This is a genomic window from Gemmiger sp., assembly GCF_057431175.1.
Genome location: NZ_DBMDDV010000009.1, coordinates 13,500 through 33,397 on the forward strand (window position 1 = coordinate 13,500; position 19,898 = coordinate 33,397).

11 protein-coding genes and 1 tRNA gene are annotated in these 19,898 nt (G+C 59.6%); 5 read left to right on the top strand and 7 right to left on the bottom strand.

The features are described from left to right. Nucleotides 1-15: 15 nt before the first annotated feature. The 4 genes from ACZO0A_RS05105 (at nucleotide 16) to ACZO0A_RS05120 (ending at nucleotide 5,823) form a co-directional block, all read left to right on the top strand. Complete coding sequence (locus ACZO0A_RS05105) at nucleotides 16-1,851, top strand: sensor histidine kinase (protein WP_215692708.1); 1,836 nt, start codon at nucleotides 16-18, stop codon at nucleotides 1,849-1,851. A gap of 91 nt (nucleotides 1,852-1,942) precedes the next feature. Then, nucleotides 1,943-3,226 (top strand): response regulator, encoded by a 1,284-nt coding sequence (locus ACZO0A_RS05110; RefSeq protein WP_215692707.1) that lies wholly within the window; start codon nucleotides 1,943-1,945, stop codon nucleotides 3,224-3,226. Beyond that, on the top strand, nucleotides 3,195-5,015 hold the full coding sequence (locus tag ACZO0A_RS05115; RefSeq protein ID WP_215692706.1) for a heparinase II/III domain-containing protein: 1,821 nt from the start codon (nucleotides 3,195-3,197) through the stop codon (nucleotides 5,013-5,015). The genes ACZO0A_RS05110 and ACZO0A_RS05115 overlap by 32 nt, the downstream gene beginning before the upstream one ends. A gap of 13 nt (nucleotides 5,016-5,028) precedes the next feature. Further along, complete coding sequence (locus tag ACZO0A_RS05120) at nucleotides 5,029-5,823, top strand: carbohydrate-binding protein (RefSeq protein WP_215692705.1); 795 nt, start codon at nucleotides 5,029-5,031, stop codon at nucleotides 5,821-5,823. Between the two features lie 126 nt (nucleotides 5,824-5,949). Here the strand turns inward: ACZO0A_RS05120 and ACZO0A_RS05125 are convergent, their stop codons facing one another. Beyond that, entirely contained in the window at nucleotides 5,950-11,088 is a 5,139-nt protein-coding gene (locus tag ACZO0A_RS05125; RefSeq protein ID WP_486846130.1) for an Ig-like domain-containing protein, read from the bottom strand. Nucleotides 11,089-12,231: 1,143 nt separating this feature from the next. Next, nucleotides 12,232-12,537: a hypothetical protein gene (locus tag ACZO0A_RS05130; RefSeq protein ID WP_294714037.1), complete on the bottom strand. Its 306-nt coding sequence runs from the start codon at nucleotides 12,535-12,537 to the stop codon at nucleotides 12,232-12,234. A 151-nt stretch (nucleotides 12,538-12,688) separates the two neighbouring features. Between ACZO0A_RS05130 and ACZO0A_RS05135 the strand changes: the two genes are divergently transcribed. Continuing rightward, on the top strand, nucleotides 12,689-13,831 hold the full coding sequence (locus ACZO0A_RS05135; RefSeq protein ID WP_302375881.1) for an IS3 family transposase: 1,143 nt from the start codon (nucleotides 12,689-12,691) through the stop codon (nucleotides 13,829-13,831). Between the two features lie 60 nt (nucleotides 13,832-13,891). Here the strand turns inward: ACZO0A_RS05135 and ACZO0A_RS05140 are convergent. The 5 genes from ACZO0A_RS05140 to ACZO0A_RS05160 form a co-directional block, all read right to left on the bottom strand. Beyond that, nucleotides 13,892-13,967 (bottom strand) — tRNA-Met (locus tag ACZO0A_RS05140). 118 nt (nucleotides 13,968-14,085) lie between these two features. Beyond that, on the bottom strand, nucleotides 14,086-15,432 hold the full coding sequence (gdhA, locus tag ACZO0A_RS05145; RefSeq protein ID WP_486846131.1) for an NADP-specific glutamate dehydrogenase: 1,347 nt from the start codon (nucleotides 15,430-15,432) through the stop codon (nucleotides 14,086-14,088). A gap of 189 nt (nucleotides 15,433-15,621) precedes the next feature. Further along, nucleotides 15,622-16,887, bottom strand: a complete 1,266-nt coding sequence (locus ACZO0A_RS05150; RefSeq protein ID WP_486846132.1) for a hypothetical protein — start codon at nucleotides 16,885-16,887, stop codon at nucleotides 15,622-15,624. A gap of 146 nt (nucleotides 16,888-17,033) precedes the next feature. Further along, nucleotides 17,034-18,338 carry a hypothetical protein gene (locus ACZO0A_RS05155; RefSeq protein WP_486846133.1) on the bottom strand — a complete coding sequence of 435 codons (1,305 nt, stop codon included), beginning with the start codon at nucleotides 18,336-18,338 and terminating at the stop codon, nucleotides 17,034-17,036. Nucleotides 18,339-18,484: 146 nt separating this feature from the next. Further along, on the bottom strand, nucleotides 18,485-19,891 hold the full coding sequence (locus tag ACZO0A_RS05160; RefSeq protein WP_486846134.1) for a hypothetical protein: 1,407 nt from the start codon (nucleotides 19,889-19,891) through the stop codon (nucleotides 18,485-18,487). Between the last annotated feature and the right edge of the window lie 7 nt (nucleotides 19,892-19,898).

Sequence of the window (19,898 nt, forward strand, 5' to 3'; positions counted from 1 at the left end):
ATACAAGGAGCCTTTATGGGCAAATTCAACCTGCATCGGGGCAGCCTGCAGCTGCGGGTGCTGACGCTGACCCTGCTGTTCACGCTGGGCGTGTCGATCGTCATCACAGTCAGCAACATGCACCAGCTCAACGCTGAGTGGGAGCGTACCACCCTGCTGAATGCCGAGTATGCCCTGCAGACTGCAGCCGCCGCCATCTACCGCGACCTTGACGAGGTGGACGATCTGGCAAGCTGGTGCGCCTACAATCCGTCAATGCGCACCTACCTGCTGACCGATTCCGCCGGCAACAATCAGGCGCTTTCGATGTACCCGATGATCTCAGCCAAATACAACTCCATGCGCACGCTGCCGTATATCCAGCGGTTCATGCTCATCAACGCCGCCGGGCGGCCGATGATGTTCGGCACGGCTGCCACCAATGTCGTGGCGCTGACCCCGGAGCTGCTGCAGACGATCCCCGGCTACAACGAGGCCAGCTACGGCTGGGCGTATATCACCCGCGACCCGTTGGCGCTGACCACTCAGGCGGCGCAGACGATCCCGATCTGCCGCGCCCTGACCCTGCCCGGCACCGACCGCACAGCGCATGTCTGCATCTTTGTTTCCCCTTCCGTCATCACGGCGCCGCTGCGCGGCTTTACCCTGTCAGAGGGCGGGAAGCTGCTGTGGGAGATGGGCGAGCATATCTACACCGTGCAGAACAACACCCTGACCGAGCTTGACACCGACCGTACTTATTATAAGGACACCCGCCCCTTTGACGCCGAGACCCTCGACAGCCTGACCGAGGTATACGAGCGCGGCAGCGGCGTCAACACCCAGCTTATCGTGCGGTATCCCATCGGGGTGCATGATCTCTACCTGATCGAGGTCCTGCCCAACGGACCGCTGCAGCGGCAGATTCCCTATCTGTCGGCCTCACTCATATTCAGTCTGGCGGCCATTCTGGCGCTGGGCAGTGCGCTGGCATTTCTTCTGCACAGGATGATCGCCCGCCCGATCACGGCGCTGCAAAGCCGGATCGAGGCGGTCGGCAGCGGCGATTTTTCCGCTGACCCGGCCATTGAGTGGGACAACGAGCTGGGCGACATCGGCCGCGGCATCAATAAAATGTCGGGCAACATCACCGCCCTGATGGACCGCCGCCTTGAGGACGAAAAGCAAAAGCAGGACCTTGAATACCGGATGCTGCAAAACCAGATCAACCCGCATTTCATCTACAATACCCTCAACAGCATCAAGTGGATGGCTACCATCCAGCATGCGCCCGGCATTGCCGAGATGGTCACGGCGCTCTCCCGCCTGCTGAAAAGCGTTTCCAAGGGCAATGAGCGGCTTGTGCCGCTGTATGAGGAGTTTGCCCTGCTCAACGACTATTTCACGATCCAGCAGTACCGCTACGGCGGCACGATCACCCTTGATGTCAGCTATATCGAGGACGAAAACCTTACCCACAGCTGCCTGATCCCCCGCTTTACGCTGCAGCCGCTGGTCGAGAACGCCATCTTCCACGGCATTGAGCCGAAGGGCAGCGCCGGTGAGGTGACCCTGCGGGTCGAGCGGGACGCTGCAAACGGCGATGTGCTGATCCTCCTGAGCGATGACGGTGTGGGCATGACCCCTGCGCAGGCCGCCAAAGCCCTGCAGGAGCCCGGCCCCGAGGAGGCCGCCGCCAAATACCGCCATGTGGGCATCTGGAATGTTCACCGCCGGCTGCAATACAGCTTCGGCGATGCCTACGGCCTGCGCATCGAGAGTGAACCGGGCGTAGGCACGACCGTAACGGTGCGGCTGCCGGACGCCAAAAAGGCCTCCCCCGCAGGGGAAGCCGTCCGCAAAGCAGACTGATGCAGCCCGGCTTTGCCGCGTCTGCCCGCCCATGGGTTTATACCCCTGCCTCTCCCCAACAGGAAGGCATCCCCCAAAATGAGGTGTTACCGTGACAAAAATTTTCTTGGTCGATGATGAGCCGCTGGTCCTCATCGGTATGCAGGGCATGCTGAATTGGGCCGAGCTTGGCTACACCGTGGTCGGCACCGCCCGCAACGGGGCCGAGGCCCTCAAGGCCATCGGAGAGACCTACCCCGACATCGTTGTTTCCGACATCCGTATGCCGGTCATGGATGGTTTTACGCTGGCGGAGAGCTGCCACAAGGACGGCTCTGCCCTGCCGGTATTCATCATGCTGACCAGCTATGAGGAATTTGACTATGTAAAGCGCAGCATGCGGCTGGGCGTGGTGGACTACCTTGTCAAGATCGACCTGACTGCCGAGAGCCTGACCGCCGCGCTGGACAAGGCCCGCGCCGCTGTGGAGAAGGAGCGGCGGCTGCAGGCCCCCGCTGCCCCCGCCGTGAGCATGGACAGCTACCGCGACCGGCTGTTTTTGCAGCTGTACGGCGGTCTGCTGACCGACCGCGCCGCCTTTGACCGCCAGTGTGCCGAGCTGGGGCTGGACTTCCACGCCCCGCAGTATGTCGTGGCGCTGGGCAGCATCCGCACCCCGGAGCTTTCGACCGAGCAGCTGCTCACCCTGAGCACCGGCGTCACCCGCATGGCGGCTGAAACGCTGCCCAAATACCGTCCCTGCCGCGTGATCGGCATGGATCTGCAGCATTTTTCGGCGCTGCTGCCCCTGCAGGAGGGCGAGGACCCCGAGACCGCGCTGACCCCCGCCCTGCAGGCCACCGGGCAGATCCTTTACAACTATTTCAGCTCCCAGATCTACTGGGCCGTGGGCCGCGCGGTGCCGGACATTCTGCAGATCTCCCAAAGCCGGCAGGATGCACTGGCCGCCCAGCAGCTGCTGCGCAGCGAGTCTCCCCTTGCCTTTTACCATGAGAAGCCCAACACCCCGCTGGATCACCGCGCACAGGTCGTGGCGCAGGTGCAGCAGTACATCCGGGCACATCTGGCCGAAAAGCTGACCCTCAACGATGTAGCTGCGGTGTTCAACTTCAGCCCCAACTACCTGAGCCAGCTTTTTGCACAAAACAGTGAGCGCGGCTTTGTGGAGTATGTCACCACCGCCCGCATCGCCGCCGCCAAGGAGCTGATGGCCGCCACCGACCTGAAGATCTATGAGGTCAGCAGCCGGGTAGGCTTTGACAGCGCCTTCTATTTCAGCAAGGTGTTCAAAAAGCTGGAGGGAGCCAGCCCCCGCGAATATATCCAGAGAATGAAGGGATCGTATGTTGATGCAAAGGATGACGCCGCGCTTTGACGCGATGCGCCCCACGCTTTACCCGCCTTACCGCGACCGCGCGGCGTGGCAGGCCCTGCCGGGCGCTGCGCGCTGGCAGGCGGCGGGACAGGCCGCCCTGCGCGATGCCGCCGCAGTGCCGCAGCTGCCGCTCTCGCTGTGGCTGCAATTTACCCAAAACGGAGACCGCGCCCGATGGGAACACGCCTATTTTGCCCGCCGCCGCACCCTCTGTGCGCTGGCAATGGCCGAGGCCGTGACCGGGGACGGCAGCTATCTGCCCGCTATCGCCGATGCCGCATGGGCGATCTGCGAGGAAAGCGCGTGGCAGCTGCCCGCCCACAACAGCTATATCCGCGACACGCCCCAGCTGCCGCTGCCCGATGTAACGCGGCCGATCGTGGACCTGTTTGCCGCCGAGACCGGCGCACTGCTGGCCACTGTGTACGGCCTGCTGGGTGCCGCCCTTGACGAATACGCGCCCGGGCTGGCGGCACGGCTGCAGCATGAGGTCGAGCGCCGCATCCTGACGCCCTACCGTACCGAGCATTTCTGGTGGATGGGCCGCGATGACGAGCCGATGTGCAACTGGACACCGTGGTGTACCCAGAATGTCCTGCTGGCCGCCGCGCAGTGCGCCCCGGTTGAGGCGCTGCCCGCCTATGTCGGGCAGGCCGCCTACAGCCTTGACTGCTTTTTGAAGGATTACGGCCCGGACGGCTGCTGCAGCGAGGGCGCACAGTACTACCGCCACGCCGCGCTGACGATGTTCAACGCGCTGGACCTCTTGTGCAAAATCGCCCCCGGCGTCTTTGACGACATCTGGGCTGAGCCGAAGATCAAAAACATGGCCGAGTACATTGTCAACATGCACATTGCCGGGCCGTACTACCTGAATTTTGCTGACTGCAGCCCGCTGGCCGGGGCCCGCGGCGTGCGGGAGTACCTGTTCGGCAAGCGGGTCGGCAGCCTGCCGCTGATGACGCTGGCCGCCCACGACTGGGCTGAAACGCTGCGCACCCCTGACCCCGACCGACTGCACCACCCCGATGACAGCGAGGGCATCAACCTGTTTTACCATCTTCAGACCGCACTGGCCGAGCAGGAGGTGACTGCCTTTGCCCTGCGCGCATCCCCTGCCGCGCCGGGGGATGTCTGGTATCCGAGCGTCGGTATTCTCGTCTGCCGCCGCGGCGCTTATGCACTGGGCGCCAAGGCGGGCAGCAACGCCGACAGCCACAACCACAACGATGTGGGCAGCGTGACGCTGTATAAAAACGGGGCACCGCTCCTGATCGATGTGGGTGTGGAGACCTACAGCAAAAAGACCTTCAGCCCGCAGCGGTATGAGATCTGGACGATGCAGTCCGGCTGGCACAACCTGCCGGAATTTGACCCCGACGGTGCGGCGTATCAGCAGCAGCCCGGTGCGGCCTTTGCCGCTGCCGGGGTCGCCGTGGCCGACACATTGGACAGCATCGCAATGGACCTTGCCCCTGCCTACGGCGCCGTGCCGGGGTTGGGGTACTACCGCCGCGCCGTGCGCCTGACTGCCGATGGGCTGACCCTGTGCGATGAGACCGACTACCCCGGCGAGGTCGCCTTGACGCTGATGAGCGTTGAAAAGCCCGCCGCAGACGGCAGCACCGTGCAGTTCGGCACCTTAGCGGCCGCCCGTGCGGATGGGGCTGTGCGCATCGTGACCGAGGCGGTAGCCGTCACCGATGCCCGGCTGCGTCAGGCCTGGCCGGACACCCTCTACCGCACCCGCCTGTATTTCACCGGGCAGCTTGCCCTTACCGTTTTCTGAAAGGATGATACCCATGGAGCTTTTGAAGTTAAAGATCCTTGACGCCGAGGGCCAGACCCTCATGACCGCGCCCGGTGCGGAGCAGGTCAGCCTTGTGTACATGAACGCCTACAAGCCGGGGGACCGCGTGGCACTGGAGATCGGCACACCCGGGCAGTATATCGTGATCCAGTTTGAGGACACGATGGCCCCGGCGCTCGTCTATGTCGTCAAGCGGGAGATCAACTTCCACATTCCGTTCGGCGAGCAGGCCATCACCTACAGCCCCAAAAGCTTTTCCGGGTGCTGCCACATCATCCGCGCCCGCTTTGCCACCGAGGCGGAGATCAAGGCGCGGCGCAACCTTGCGTTCAACCCCTATGACGAACACGGTGATACCGGCTTCTTCCCCCATGCGTCCGCCAATGTGGAGACCCGCGGCGAGGCCGTGTTTGCCGCCCGCAACGCCGTGGACGGCGTGTATGAGAATGACGCCCACGGCACCTGGCCGTACCAGAGCTGGGGCATTAACCGCGACCCCAATGCCGCGCTGACGCTGGATTTCGGCCGCGCCGTGATCGTGGACGAGCTGCGCCTGACGCTGCGCGCGGATTTCCCGCACGACAGCTACTGGACGCAGGCGACCGTGGCGTTTGATGACGGCAGCCGCGAGGTTTTGCAGCTGACCAAGACCGCCGCCCCGCAGACCTTTGCGATCACCCCGCGCACCGCAAAAAGCCTGAAGCTGTTTGAGCTGAAAAAGGCCGAGGACCCGTCCCCGTTCCCCGCGCTGACCCAGCTTGAGGCATGGGGCACCGAGGCACCGTAACCCCCGCCAAGCCGCAAAAAGCCGCACACACCTCGCAGTGTGTGCGGCTTTTTGTCATAGCAGCAACAAATCCCCGCCCGTTTCCGGGCGGGGACTGTGCAAACACGATCTTATATCGTCAGAGGCTCAGCGCGTTTCGTGCTTTTTCTTTTTCAGCAGGGCCAGCAGGCCGACCGCTGCCAGACTGACCAGTGCAATGCCTGCGACCGGGAGCAGCGGGAAGCTGTCCGAGGTCTGGGGAATCAGCCCGCTCTTGGCAGGCACCGCAGCCTTGTTATCGGCTGCGCCTGCAGGCTTGGCGGTACCGCTTGCAGCAGCGGCGGTGCCGCCCGCATTGCCTGCTGCGGTATTGCTGCTGTTGCCGGCATTCGTGTTGCTGCCGGTGTTGCTACCGGTGCTGCCGCCGGGGGTCGTGCCGGTGCTGCCGGTGCCCGGCGTCACCACCGGTCCGGAGGCAGGCTTGGCCTTCCAGCCGATGGCAAAGGGAGAGAAGGAGCCTACATGCACCTTGAGCTTGCCGTTCGCAGCGTCCAGCTCCGGGTCTTTCAGCAGCTCAACCTCACCGGCATGGTCGCGGGTGCAGAGCATGTGCGCCACTTCAATATCGAACTGGCTGAAATTCTCTGCGGTCACACCATCGGGCAGGTCGAACCAGACATCCATGCCCCCTGCAGGGAAGCTGTTTTCCTCGGCTTCGATCAGGCTACCGTCACCGAAATCCAGCATCAGCTTCACATCGTAGATGCTCACCTTGCAGCCGCTGATCTCATCGGAGAGCTGCTTTACCAGCTCTTTCTCAATTTTTTCGGTTGTAGTAAACGCTGTATTTTGCAGTGCCTCCGGCACGCTGGTCAGGCCCTTCGTCACAACGACCTTCGTCTCGGCGGGCTGACGCTGCACGCCCAGCCAGCTGATGACAGGTGCCTGGCTGCCGGTGGCGGTCACCGTGTAGTAAACGGTTTTTTGACCGTCCAACTTGAACACAGCCTTGTTGAGGATATCCCCGCTGCTGCCGTTCAGGTTCAGGGTCGCGGTCTCGCTCAGGGCGTTGCCCTCGGCATCGGTGACCACGGCGGTCATCGGGCGGTTCTGGCCCCACCATTCATGGTGGGCGCTCGTCAGGATGTAGCTGCCTGCAGGCAGGGTCAGGGCGTAGGTCAGGGTCTCGCCCGCTTTATTTTCGCGGCCGTAGATGCCGGTCGCGGTCTTGTCAGCGGTGGAGCTGTAGCCCTTGGTACCGGCATCCGTATCGACAAGACCCCAGTCATTATCGGCGGTCTTGCGCTGGTCAAAGGCTTCATTCAGCAGCTTGCTGCCCAGAGCCTTTTTGTACAGCGTATAGCTCTCGGTCGTGCCGCCGCTGACGGCTGCCGGATCACCGGCCACACTGTCGATGAATACCACGGTATCGCCGGGGATAACTTCGCCGATCTTGACACTGACAGTCAGCTTCTCGCCCAGCGGGTTGACGGCCCCTTTGACGGTGCCCTGGATCTCGGCCGCACCGTAGGCATTGGCATTCAGTGCGTTCATATCCACATTCCAATCCACAGGCAGGGTCGCGGTGGTGCCGTCCGTCTTTTTGACCTCGACCGCGGCGGGCAGGCTGCCGATGCCGCTGCCGGTGACATAGCTTTCCAGCGCAGGCAGCTTGGTCAGCACCTCGGTAACTGCACCCTCGGCGGCAGGCAGGCGGTTGCCGATGGTGTTCAGCGCGTCCACCTTGAGCGTGCCGGATTTCAGCACAACCTTGACAGTGTGCTTGCCGGCGGCAAGGTCGGACAGAATGTACGCCTCACCGCGGGTGTGGGCGGCCTTGGTGGCGGCGTTTTCAACCTTCATCACGCCGTCCACATAGACATCGATCACAGCGGAGCCGTTGTTGCTGCCCATGATGGCAAAGCCGCTGCCGTCCACCGCAAAGGTGAACGCCGCACCGGCGGTGCTGGCCTCAGACATCGTGCGGTACCAGTTGTCAGCGCTGCCGCCGCCCGGGTTGTTGATGGCCCATGCACCCTCATAGACAACGCCATCGTCCTGACCATCGATCATGGCAGTGGCGTAGGGAATGCCGCCCTTGACGGTCCTGATTTCCAGATTGTCCGCATAGACCTGCGTCCAGTTGGAGCTGATCTTCACACGGCCGGAGAGCATCGGATTTGCATCGGTGTAGCTGGTGACAAGCGTGCCGTTGATATAGGCATAGACGGTGTCGCCCAAGCCGATGAGCTTTACATTGTACTTGCCAGCATCATCCTTGGCAACACTGCCGCTGGCCACAGCGGAGCCGATGCGGAACAGCTTCCAGCTGCCCGCGCCGTTGAGCTCCAGCGTGTAGCCGCTGTTGTTCCAGTTCATGCCGGTCTGCGCACGGATGGTCAGCCGCTCATACCGGTTGGCATCGGCGTTGGGCAGCTCCATATCCACCGAAGCGCTGTAGTCCATCCAGCGCCAGTCCCCCACGATGGTAGCCGGGTCACCGCCGTTCCACTGGGTCACGCCGGCGGCGTTCTCCTGCTTTAAGCGGCCGTTCTCCACGATCCATGCGCCGTGGGTGTCCAGCATGTAGCGGGGCTCATTGCCGCGGTCCACGATGTAGTTGAGTTCCTCCTCCTTATAGTCGAAGTTATCGGCGTAGAGGTAGTCATCGGCCGTATCAGCCTTCTTGCCGGTCGCATCGGTGTCCAGCACCGCGCGGGTCGCAGTCTGGATGTAATCGCCGCTGCCGTCCTCAGTGGGGAAGCGCTCCGGCTCAGTATCCAGCGTAGTGGCGGTCACAACACTGTAGGCCGGTACGGTCACATAGGCGATGCCGCCCTCGATCTTGGCGTCCTCGCCCTTCTGCATATAGCTGTCGGTCGCGGTCGTCCAGATGTGCAGGGCCTCGGCCTTCAGCGCCATGTCGGACAGCTTGACGGCAAAGGTCTTTTCGTTGCGGGTGTTGTTGACGAACACCGTGGAGAAGTTCTGCTTGTCGGGTGCTGCCAGCGTCATATAGCTGGCGTTTCCGTCAATGCCTGCGGTGGCATGCTCGTTCGAGCTGGCACCGAAGGACGCAAAGGTAGCGCCCGGCAGCACGCGCCAGATACCGGCGGTGTTGCTTGCATTCTCCCAGCCGGTCTTGGCAAACTTGGTGATATGGCCCAGCATGTAAAGCACAGGGTCATAGTGGATATAGCCGCTCCACGGGTCGCGGGCGGAGAGCAGCTCCTTATGGCCGTACTGGATGCCCTCGTAGAAGGCGCCGATGGCCGGCTGGAACATGTACATCGTCCGGCGGGAGCCGACAAAGGCGTTGGGGAAGCTGTCCAGCAGCGCCAGCGGGCTTTGGTAGCCGCCGATGGTGCCTGCACCGTACTCGGCGGTCTTGTTCTCCTGCAGCTCGGAATAACCGAAGGTCGCACAGCCCTCGCTGTACCAGACCTCCTTGTCATCCACATCGGCCATCTTGATATAGTCATCGGTGGCGTTGGTGCGGTAGTGGAAGCCGATGGCATCCACCGCGTCATACAGGTCCTTGTCACCGCGCATCATGGGTACGATCTTCAGGCCCTTGTTCTCATCCGAGGCCACGATCTTGATGCTGCGGTAGGCCTGCTTGGCCTCCTCGGTAAAATATTCCGGGAAATCCGTCTCGTTGGCAATGGCGTTGGCGAAATATTTGATGATCCCGCTGTCAGGATTGCCGGTCTCGTTCGTGTCGGGGTTGATGTAATCCACGACATAGCCGTACTTCTCGTAGGCGTCAAAGATCGTTTCCTTGTACCATTTGTAGTTGGCGGCATACCAGTCTGTGCCTTTGTAGGCGTTGACCCAGTTCGGGCAGCCCCAGCGCAGGATCGACACCTTGACATTCGGGTTGATCGTCTTGGCATCGGCGGCCATGACAAAGCCGGGCGAGCGGGAGGCATCTGCCTCCTCGTCCTCGTACCGCATGGTGCAGGCCTCGGCACCGGTAGAGTTGTTGCCGTCGTTGCCCATCTCCATCTTGATGTTGCTGAACAGCGGGTAGTCACCGCCGAACAGATAGCGCATCATGGCCCAGTAGGCGTCAGGGCTTTCGGCCTTGTAGTCAAGCAGCAGGTTGCTGGTGGAGTTGCCGTTCAGCATGCCGAGCCCCTTATAGGTCCAGCCGTTGACATTCTGGGCGGCCTGCTCGACCTCCGCACCGGTGACGGTGACAACGCCGTCCACCGCGACAACCGCATCGGCCGCCGCCTTGCGGGCGGCAGTCTCGACCTTGGCGGCCTCGGCGTCCGCCGCACCGGTCACGACCAGCTCGTCATACAGGCCGGTGCGCATAAAGCCGGTGCCGAAGGTGGCGCCCACGGCGCCCACGATGCCGGACTTCTCGCTGAGCTTGAAGCCGATGCCGGTGGCAGGCAGGACCTCCTCGCCGTTCAGATAGACGGCCACCGTGCCCTCGGTGTCATTCTCGGCATAGACAAGGGCCAGGGCGTTCCATTCTCCGGCGGTCATCGCCTTGGAGAGCTTGTGCTCCGTACCGTTGTTGACCTTCAGCACAGCTGTGCCGTCCGTCTTGCAGGGCACAATGCGGAAGTTTGCACCGGCATCGCTGCCGACAAGCAGCGCCGAGGTGTTGTCATGCGCAGCATCGAATTTGACATTCGCATACAGAGTGAAGCGGCTGCGCTTGAAGAAGACGTCCCCCTCCTGCAGGGCACCGCCGCCGTCCACAGCGGAGTTGCTGCCGCTGATCCATTCAGCGGTTACCTTGACCTGCTTGCCGGTGGACAGCGACTCCACCAGAGAAGCGCCGCTGCGCACCGCAACAAGGTCTTGATCCTCCAGCACCTTGCCGAAGTTCTCATTCTCGGAGTCCTGCACCGCAGCGCTCATCACCTCGGCAGCTTGTGCAGCGGTCTCCTCGGCCGCAGGCTCTTCCGCCGGGGCGGGGGTCTGCTCAGCCGCCGGTTCCTCAGCCGGGGCGGGGGTCTGCTTAGCCGCCGGTTCCTCAGTCGGGGCAGGGGTCTGCTCGGCCGCCGGTTCCTCGGTCGGGGCAGGGGTCTGCTCGGCCGCCGGTTCCTCAGTCGGGGCAGGGGTCTGCTCGGCCGCCGGTTCCTCAGTCGGGGCAGGGGTTTCCGTCTCGTTGGCGGACGGTGCAGGGGCCTGCTCCTGCTGCGCGATTGCTGCAGCCGGCTGTGCTTCCTCGGCAAAGACCTGTGTGGGGACCATACCGGCCAGCATACCGACGCACATTGCCGCTGCAACCAGCTGTTGGCATCTGCGCTTTGCTTTTCTCATGGTTTTTCATCCTCTCTTTAAAAATCGGGCTTTTCATGGCAGTGGGTTTCTCTTATCATAGCGCAGTTGCGCGCTTTCTCCCATGTCCGATTTTATGAGGAACCTGCAAATTTTTCCGTTTATGAAAAGCGCACACATTTTGCGCAAGACATACAATTATTGCTGTTTTTGTGTAAGAATTTCTATTGCCTTTCCCGCCTGAACCTGCGATAGTATAAGGTTACAACAAACGCCCTGAGATGGACAGTTTGTTCGGGATATCCTGTACTCTGCACCTTATCCCCGGACGGCTGCACAGCCCATGTTCCCGACTTCCCAAAAATTGCTACCCAAGCAGCTACGCTGGATGCTGCCCTGCTCGAAGTCAAGCAGCAAATCGAAAAAGCCCTGCGCCAATACAAGAACCCGCCCATTCCCACCAAACAGGAACAGATTGTCGTGCCAAACAACAGCGTGTTGGTACTCGTCAAGGCAAGCTGACTACACTGACCGCTCGTATTTTTACCTGCCAACTCCGCAAAATTTATCCACAAAAAGCGCCCGGACGGTTGAAAAATTCAGCCGTCCGGGCGCAGTCATTTTGCCGTTTTGGGGTCATTTTGGGGTCAAAGTTATCAGATCGTTACCACTTTTGTCATAAAGTAGAAAAAAGCTCGTTGAAACTTGTCGTTTCAACGAGCTTTTGTTGTCTGAGTGTGACAAAAAAGATACCCTGCAGTGTATTTGTTTTTTTACAGAAAACCATTGCGCTTATTTTTTGATTATAGTTGCAGCATTAGTGCCTTTGCTATAAATTGAGATGTATCTAATTCTTTATATCAATATATCTTATTAATAGAACACGCAAACGCACGCGTGCGTTTGCGTGTGTTATTCTTTGGGTAAATATTTTGCTCCTGCACCTCGTCCACTTAAAACCAAGCGATCTGACTTCACCAGTTTTTGCAACAATCGAAATGACTGCGGTGGTGTTATATGGAGCAATTCTGCAACATCCGAACGCGATAGTAGTGCTTATTATTTAGTAAAGCGAAAGGGTCTGTTGGCTTCAAGTTGTTTCCAACATTCCTTTTTTTATACTTGTTATATCTTTGATTTCTTATATTTTATGACTCGCATTTTGTCCCATTTATGATTTGCAAATCACTGATTTCTTATGCCTCTTACCCCTTCTTCCGCCATCAGGATTCCAAACTGCAATTGCAGTATTTTTAGTATATCATCATTCGTCATTTGTTCTAATGAACGTCCCCTTATCGCAATCGGCACAGTCACTCCTAATGCCAGTTCGGGATAGCTCATGCAATTTTTCTCTACTTGTCCAATCGCAGTATTCCTATCGAACGGAGATTTTAACATTTCCTTTTCCGTATCAATAATATCTTTTTGCCGCGGCGTAAGTACGTTTTCCTGTTTAAGTATCTCTGTGCCTGTGCTAATAAAATCCATGCTTTTCTCCTTTGTTCTGTATGTAGTCGTTCCCTTAAAATTAGCACATATTCACAGTATAGAACGTCGAAATATCGCCTATAAATTATACTTTTCTCGCCTCCTTTGCTATACTGGAATCCTCACACTATTTTAGCAAAGGAGTTCACCAATGGGCAAAAAGCATTACTCGCAATCTATCAAAGATGAAGCCGTTCTTTTCTACGAGCTCGGTCACTCATTCGCGGAAACACAAGCCAAGTATGGCATGGCTGAAAGCACATTCTTTACATGGAAGCAGAAATTTGATAAGGCTCATCCCGTACATGCGGCTATTACCACCAACCGGGCAACCAGCCACAAATCTAAGCGCCACCTTGAAAAACTTGCGCTGGAATTAGAGGTCCTTCGGCAGTGTCCGTGCGGCAGTAAAGCCTCTATCGCCGAAAAAGTAGCTGCTGTTAATGCATTGTGCGGGCGCTATTCCATCCACGTTTTATGCGACGCACTAAGCCTACCGCGCGGAACTTACTACAACCGTAAGCGGCGCGAGGGGCAACGGACTTCTTATGAGATAAATGATGAAAAGCTGAAGCCTCTGATTCGTCAAATCTTCCACGACAGTAAGAACCGTTTTGGCAGAAAGCCAATTCATCACAAACTTGCAGAACTAGGCTACAAAGTCAGTGAAAAGCGCATCGTTCGTCTTATGAAGGAGATGGGATTATCCGTTGCAAAACCGTGCTACAAGGCAGAGCATCAAAAAAGTCTGCCGCGTGCTTATTTCAGAAATTTGTTAGCACGCCAATTTGACCAGCCTCAGCCCAATCTAATTTGGGTCAGCGATATCACCTATATCAAAGTGCTCGACCAATATTACTATATCTGCGTGGTGCTGGACCTGTTCTCACGGCGTATACTTTCGTACAGCATATCGGATTTCATCAACACAGCTCTTACGCTTGCTGCTTTTGATGACGCTTTCCAGTCTCGGGATCCCCCGCAAGATCTGATGTTCCACAGTGACCAAGGCGCACAGTATACATCCTACATTTTCCGCGCACATTTAAAAGAGCTTCATATAAAGCAATCCTTTTCCACACCCGGCACACCTTACGACAATTCCGTCTGCGAGTCGTTTTTCCACACGCTGAAAAAGGAGGCGCTTTATCACCACCTGTATGGCACACCGCAGGAACTGCAAGCCGTTCTGGACGAATATATTAATTTCTACAACAGCCAACGCCCGCATAGAAAACTAAACATGAAAACGCCGAACCAATATGAATCGGCGTTCTATTCTGGCTGCTTATAAAAAGAAAAGTTCCCACCTTCAAACCGGAGTTACCGGGTTCAAAAGTGGGAACCTATTCAATGGTTGCGGAGACAGGACTTGAACCTGCGACCTCCGGGTTATGAGCCCGACGAGCTACCATCTGCTCTACTCCGCGATATATGACACACACGCTGTTTTGCGGTGCTTGATTATAATACCACAGCACGGCGTGTGTGTCAATAGGTTTTACGAAAAAAGTTTGTGCCTTTTTATGGCTGATTGCTCAAATCCAATCAGACAATGCCTTGGCTCATCATGGCGGAGGCGATCTTCTCGAAACCGGCGATGTTGGCACCGGCAACCAGGTTGCCCTTCATGCCGTACTTCTCGGCGGTGGTGGCGGCAGTCTTGTAGATGTTGACCATGATGTTGTGCAGACGCTCATCGACCTCCTCGAAGGTCCAAGACAGGCGCAGGCTGTTCTGGCTCATCTCCAAGCCGGAGGTGGCAACACCGCCGGCGTTGGATGCCTTAGCCGGGGCAAACAGGATGCCGTGGCTCTGCAGGTAAGCGATGGCCTCGGGGGTGGAAGGCATGTTGGCACCCTCGGCTACGCAGTAGCAGCCATTGGCAACCAGAGCCTTGGCACCGTCCAGGCGCAGCTCGTTCTGGGTGGCGCAGGGCAGGGCGATATCGCAGGGAACCGTCCAGATACCCTGGCTGCCCTCGACGTACTTAGCAGTCGGGACATAATCCAGGTAGGTCTTGATGCGGGCGCGCTTGACCTCTTTGATCTCCTTGATGACCTTGTAGTCAATGCCGTTCTCGTCCACGATGTAACCGTTGGAGTCAGACATGGCGATGACCTTGCCGCCCAACTGGGTGGCCTTCTGGTTGGCGTAGGTGGCCACATTGCCGGAGCCGGAGATGACCACGCGCTGGCCCTCGAAGCTCTTGCCGGCGTCAGCCAGCATCTCCTTGGCAAAGTAGCACAGGCCGTAGCCGGTGGCCTCGGTACGGGCGAGAGAGCCGCCGAAGGGGATGCCCTTGCCGGTCAGCACGCCGGTGTACTCATTCTGCAGGCGCTTGTACTGGCCGAACAGATAGCCGACCTCGCGGCCGCCGACGCCGATGTCACCGGCGGGCACATCGGTATCCGGGCCGATGTGGCGGTACAGTTCGGTCATAAAGCTCTGGCAGAAGCGCATGACCTCGGCGTCAGACTTGCCATGGGGGTCGAAGTCGGAACCGCCCTTGCCGCCGCCCATGGGCAGGCCGGTCAGGCTGTTCTTGAAGCACTGCTCAAAGCCCAGGAACTTCAGGATAGACAGGTTGACAGAGGGGTGGAAACGCAGGCCGCCTTTGTAGGGGCCGATGGCAGAGTTGAACTGGACGCGGTAGCCGCGGTTGACCTGGACCTTGCCAGCGTCATCGACCCAGGGCACACGGAACATGATGATGCGCTCGGGCTCGACAAGGCGCTCGATCAGGCCGGCCTTCTCATATTCGGGGTGAGCCTCAACAACAGGCTCGAGGCTCTCGAGGACTTCCTCGACCGCCTGCAAAAACTCCTTCTGCTCAGGGTTACGCTTTGCAAGGCCCTCATATACACCCTGCAGGTAAGCATTCTGAATTGCCATAAGTAGAACACTCCTTTATATAAATTCAAACACCGCCTTCATGTTACCACCACAAAAGAAATTTTTCAAGAGTTTTTTGTTTACTTTTCAAAATTTTGTTTGCTGTTGGCGGGCCTGTGTGTTTAATACGTGGACAAATTAGCGTTTTCGCGCATAATTATACAAGGGCATACGGCTGGTCGTATTGCATCAGCCCTGCCACATTGTTATTTCCTGCCAGTCAGTGCTGTCCGCCAGCAGCTGCTCCGGGGTGATCAGTGCCATGCCGAGACAGCTTCGCTGCTCGTCGGCCGCAGTCTCGATAAGCCAGCGGCCATCGTTGGTTTGGGCCAAAACGGTGACTCTTCTGTCATAGGACAGGCCCTCGCGTTTTTGCGTTACCTCTTTAATCTCGCCCGTTTCCAAATCCATAAAATAGGGGATTTCGCGGTTTGTTCCGCTGTTTGAGTAGCACATTCCAAGCCACCGCGTGCTCTGGTCGCCGTGCACGGGCAGTATTCTTTGCCCTATGGACAGCCCGAAGTGCTCATCCGGCCACGTATCCCACATTTTTTCCTCTGTGCCCATGGCTGGGTCAACGACAGTCAGGCTCAGTTTGATATCGGTGCCATCGTTCTGCGGGAGATAATCCACAAAGTAAAGTTTGCCGTTTGCCGTGCCATCATAGCCGCTGAACCGCGCGTCTGTGGGGTTGTAGGGGCGCTCGGCCAGCTTGGTGCGTGTGCCTGTGCGCGGGTCCCAGCAGTCAAATTCAAGCGTCGCGCTCTGGACGGCGGCGGCATACTCTTCGCCGTTTTTGGGCAGCGGCGCGTCGGTCACGTAATGGACCGTCAGCAGGCCGTCGTCATAGCAGCCCAGCATCAGTTCCGACGGCAGCATGGTAAACCTGTCAAGCTGCCCACTGGCAAGGTCGATGCGGCAGGCAGGCGTTGCCTCACTCGGCAGCACCGTCTTGTCTATGCCGTACAGCGCCGTGCCATCGCAGTAGGCAATATCGCAGTTGCCCACCCCATTGATTTCCTGCATGGCCTTGCCCGCGGCGGGGTCGACGGTGTAGATTTGCACGGGGCAGCCTCTGTCCTCGACATGGCAGACGCGCAGCGGGTCGTCCGTGATGACCAAGTTGCGACCGGGGTCGTCTGTAAAATAGGCGGGGCAGGCGTCGCTGTCATGGGCACAGCCGGGAACCGCGCAGTTGACGGTTTGCGTAGCTGCGGCATAGTCGGTTTTTAGCAGCAGACTGTCCTCGCCGCGGGGGACAAAGGCATAGTAGGTGTCGCCATTGTTGTACGAGTTGGCCACCGGGTAGAAGGGGGCTGTGGTTGTGGCAGGGGTAGTTGCTGCGGTCGGTTCCGGGGTCGAGTTTGCGAGAGGGGTGGACGCTGTGTCTGGGGCAGATGCACAGGCGGCAAGGGTGAGGGCGGCGGCGAGGATGAGGGGAATGCGTTTTTTCATAGGGGCCTCCTTTTTTTGATGTGAGCTGTGATGGCAAGGCTGCAAAGCCCCTCAGGCCTCGTAAACTCGGCCAGCTCCCCTGGAAGGGGAGCCTCCCCTCACAGGGGAGGTGGCGAGCGGATCGACGCCGGAGGGGCTTTGCGACGTTACCCCTGCCACATTGTCACGGTTTCCTGCTCGGCGCTCCCGGCCATAAACTGCTCCGGCTCCACCAGGGCGTAGTTCTCACGGTTGGTCGTCTCATCCTTGCCGGTCGTTACCAGCCAACGGCCATCGGCGGCGGCAGCGCGGAAACCAACGGGCAGGCTGGTGCGCTGGCCGACAATCACGTTGCTCTCGCTCATTCGCAGGCTGTGGCCTTCGGCATCGCCCAGCGGCAGCTCCTGTGCCCCCTGTTTGGGCGTCCATATTGTCTCGGTCGTGCCGGTCGCTATGTCCAGTGTCTCCACGGCCACAGGCTCATACGCGGCGTAGGGTATCGGCTGACGCTTTTCAAAATACGCCTTGCCGCCGTACACGCCCAGCAAAGCCGACGTGTCGTAAGGGTAGGCAGCCAGCCGGGTACGGGTACCGTCGTTCGGGTCATAGAGGTCATACTCCGTCTCGGCACTCTGGATGGCAGCCTGGTACTGCTCCCGGTCAGTGGGCAGGGGCGCATCTGTAACGATGTGCGACGTCACCAGCGCGTCACCACAGACATCCAAAAACTGCTCCTGCGTCAGCAGCGGGAAGGTTTGTACCGCACCGTCGGCAAGGCTGATGCGGCAGCCTGTGGCGGTGGTGCCGTTCTCATCGTTCCACGCTGCGCCGTACACCGCCGCGCCGTCGCAATAGGCCATCACGTAGTCGCGCACTTCCTCGGGCAGGTCGATGCGCACCTTGCCGCCGCCCGGGTGGACGGTGTACAGGCAGGGCGGGGTGGTCTGCTCTGTCCAGCGGCCATAGAGGTCCGCTGTGATCTCATCGGCAGTCAGGCCCTCGTAGGAGAGGTCCGGGTGTTCGAGCTGGGGCTTGCCGTACTCTTCAAAGTATTCCTCCCAGGTTTGGGGGTTGCGATAGAACAGTATATGGTAGACGTAGAGGGTATCCCCCGCCGTAAAGACCGTGTACCGCCGCGCCCGCCCCGGGAAATAGGCCGGGCAGGCTTCACTGTCGTGGGCGCAGTTTGGCATGGTGCAGCAGACGGTTTGGGCGGCGGTAGCGTAGTCGGTTTTCAGCAGCAGGGCATGACCGGGATATGGGACAAGCTCGTAGTAAGCATCGCCGGTGTTGAAAGCCGTAGTGTAGCTTTCCAGTGGGTAGAAGTCGGTGGTCGCGGGGGCTGGGGTGGAGGTGGGTTCAGGCGCTTCCGGGGCAGGAGTTGGGGTAGTCAGCGGAGTTTCATCCGGGGCAGATGCACAGGCGGCAAGGGTGAGGGCGGCGGTGAGGATGAGGGGGACGAGTTTTTTCATGGGAACCTCCTTTTTTTGATGTGAGCTGTGATGGCAAGGCTGCAAAGCCCCTCAGGCCTCGTAAACTCGGCCAGTTCCCCTGGAAGGGGAGCCTCCCCTCACAGGGGAGGTGGCGAGCGGATCGACGCCGGAGGGGCTTTGCGACGTTACCCCTGCCACATTGTCACCGGCTGCCAGTCCGTGCTGCCGGCGGCGAACTGATCGGCGTCGATCAGGCCGTAGTCCGTGGTCCTGCCGGCGCTGTCTGCGCCGATGACGACCAGCCAGCGGCCATCGTGCGCTTTACCGCGCAGGCTGACGGCACCGCTGCCGGTCTGCAGCGCCTGCGTCACCGGTGTGATCTGCCCTGTTTCAGTATCCAGCAGGGCGCGGGCGGCGTAGCTTGTATTGTAGTTATCTCTGTACAGCCAGATATAACGGCCGCCGTCATCGCCCAGCACCCATTCCGCCTGCGGCCACGGGTCCCAGACGGTTTCGGCGCGGCCCTCGGCGTCCACTGTTGTCAGGACCGTGCGGCGGAAGCCGCTTCCCGGTATGATCGTGCGCTCCTCAAAGTAGGCCTTGCCGTTGTACACACCGATAAAGCAGCCGTTATTCTCATAGTCGGCATTGCTGTAGGGGCGCTCGGTCAGGCCGGTGCGCGCGCCCGTGCGGGGGTCAAGGCGGTCGATCTCCACCGTGGCGCTCTGGATGGCGGCGGCATACTGCTCCGCATCGGTGGGCAGCGGCGCATCGGTCACATAGCGGCAGGTCAGCAGGGCGCCGTCAAAGCCCGCAAGGTAATGCTCGGTGGGCTCCAGCACAAAGGTCTCCGCCTGTCCGGTGGCAAGGTCGATGCGGCAGGCGGGCGTTGGCCCGATTCTTCCGGGAGACACCTGCGTTCTGTACGGTATTGTCACCCCCTCACCGTAGAGCGTGCTGCCATCGCAGACATCCACCGTGTAGTCACGGTAGGTCAGCGGCAGGTCGGTGCGGGTCTTGCCTGCGGCGGGGTCAACAGCGTAAAGGCAGGGCGGTGTGCTCTGCTCGGTCCAGATGCCGCGGTACTCGGCTTCAAATTCCGCATCGGTCAGGGTATCAAAGGGTTCCCTATCCCTGACGCCGCTTGCCAGTTTTTCCGCCCAGTAGTCATCCCAGCTCTGGTCGTCATAGAAAAATGAGATGTGCCAGACATACACGGTGTCCCCCGCCGCGACCACCGTATAACGGCCGGCCCGCCCCGGGAAATAAGCCGGGCAGGCGTCGGTATCGTGGCCGCAGCCGGGGACGGCGCAGCAGACGGACTGAACCGCCGCGGCGTAGTCGGTCTTGAGCAGCAGCGCACAGCCGAGCCGCTGTGCGAACTCGTAGTAGGCGGTGCCGTCATCAAAGGAGCCGTCGTAGCTTTTCAGGGTGTAGAAATCGGCAGCAGCGGGGGCAGGGGTGGGGGCTGCGGGCGCTGCCGTCGGCTCCGGCGTGGGGGTGGCGAGGGGTGCCGGGTCGGGGGCAGCGGTGCAGGCCGTGAGGGTCAGGGTCATTGCGGCGGTCAGGATGAGGGGGATGAGTTTTTTCATGGGGGAC

Excerpts from the sequence above, each read along its gene's own strand:
- ACZO0A_RS05155 (WP_486846133.1), bottom strand. The coding sequence starts at position 18,338 with ATGAAAAAACTCGTCCCCCTCATCCTCACCGCCGCCCTCACCCTTGCC.
- ACZO0A_RS05130 (WP_294714037.1), bottom strand. The coding sequence starts at position 12,537 with ATGGATTTTATTAGCACAGGCACAGAGATACTTAAACAGGAAAACGTA.
- ACZO0A_RS05135 (WP_302375881.1), top strand. The coding sequence starts at position 12,689 with ATGGGCAAAAAGCATTACTCGCAATCTATCAAAGATGAAGCCGTTCTT.
- ACZO0A_RS05105 (WP_215692708.1), top strand. The coding sequence starts at position 16 with ATGGGCAAATTCAACCTGCATCGGGGCAGCCTGCAGCTGCGGGTGCTG.
- ACZO0A_RS05115 (WP_215692706.1), top strand. The coding sequence starts at position 3,195 with ATGTTGATGCAAAGGATGACGCCGCGCTTTGACGCGATGCGCCCCACG.
- ACZO0A_RS05125 (WP_486846130.1), bottom strand. The coding sequence starts at position 11,088 with ATGAGAAAAGCAAAGCGCAGATGCCAACAGCTGGTTGCAGCGGCAATG.
- gdhA (WP_486846131.1), bottom strand. The coding sequence starts at position 15,432 with ATGGCAATTCAGAATGCTTACCTGCAGGGTGTATATGAGGGCCTTGCA.
- ACZO0A_RS05160 (WP_486846134.1), bottom strand. The coding sequence starts at position 19,891 with ATGAAAAAACTCATCCCCCTCATCCTGACCGCCGCAATGACCCTGACC.
- ACZO0A_RS05120 (WP_215692705.1), top strand. The coding sequence starts at position 5,029 with ATGGAGCTTTTGAAGTTAAAGATCCTTGACGCCGAGGGCCAGACCCTC.
- ACZO0A_RS05150 (WP_486846132.1), bottom strand. The coding sequence starts at position 16,887 with ATGAAAAAACGCATTCCCCTCATCCTCGCCGCCGCCCTCACCCTTGCC.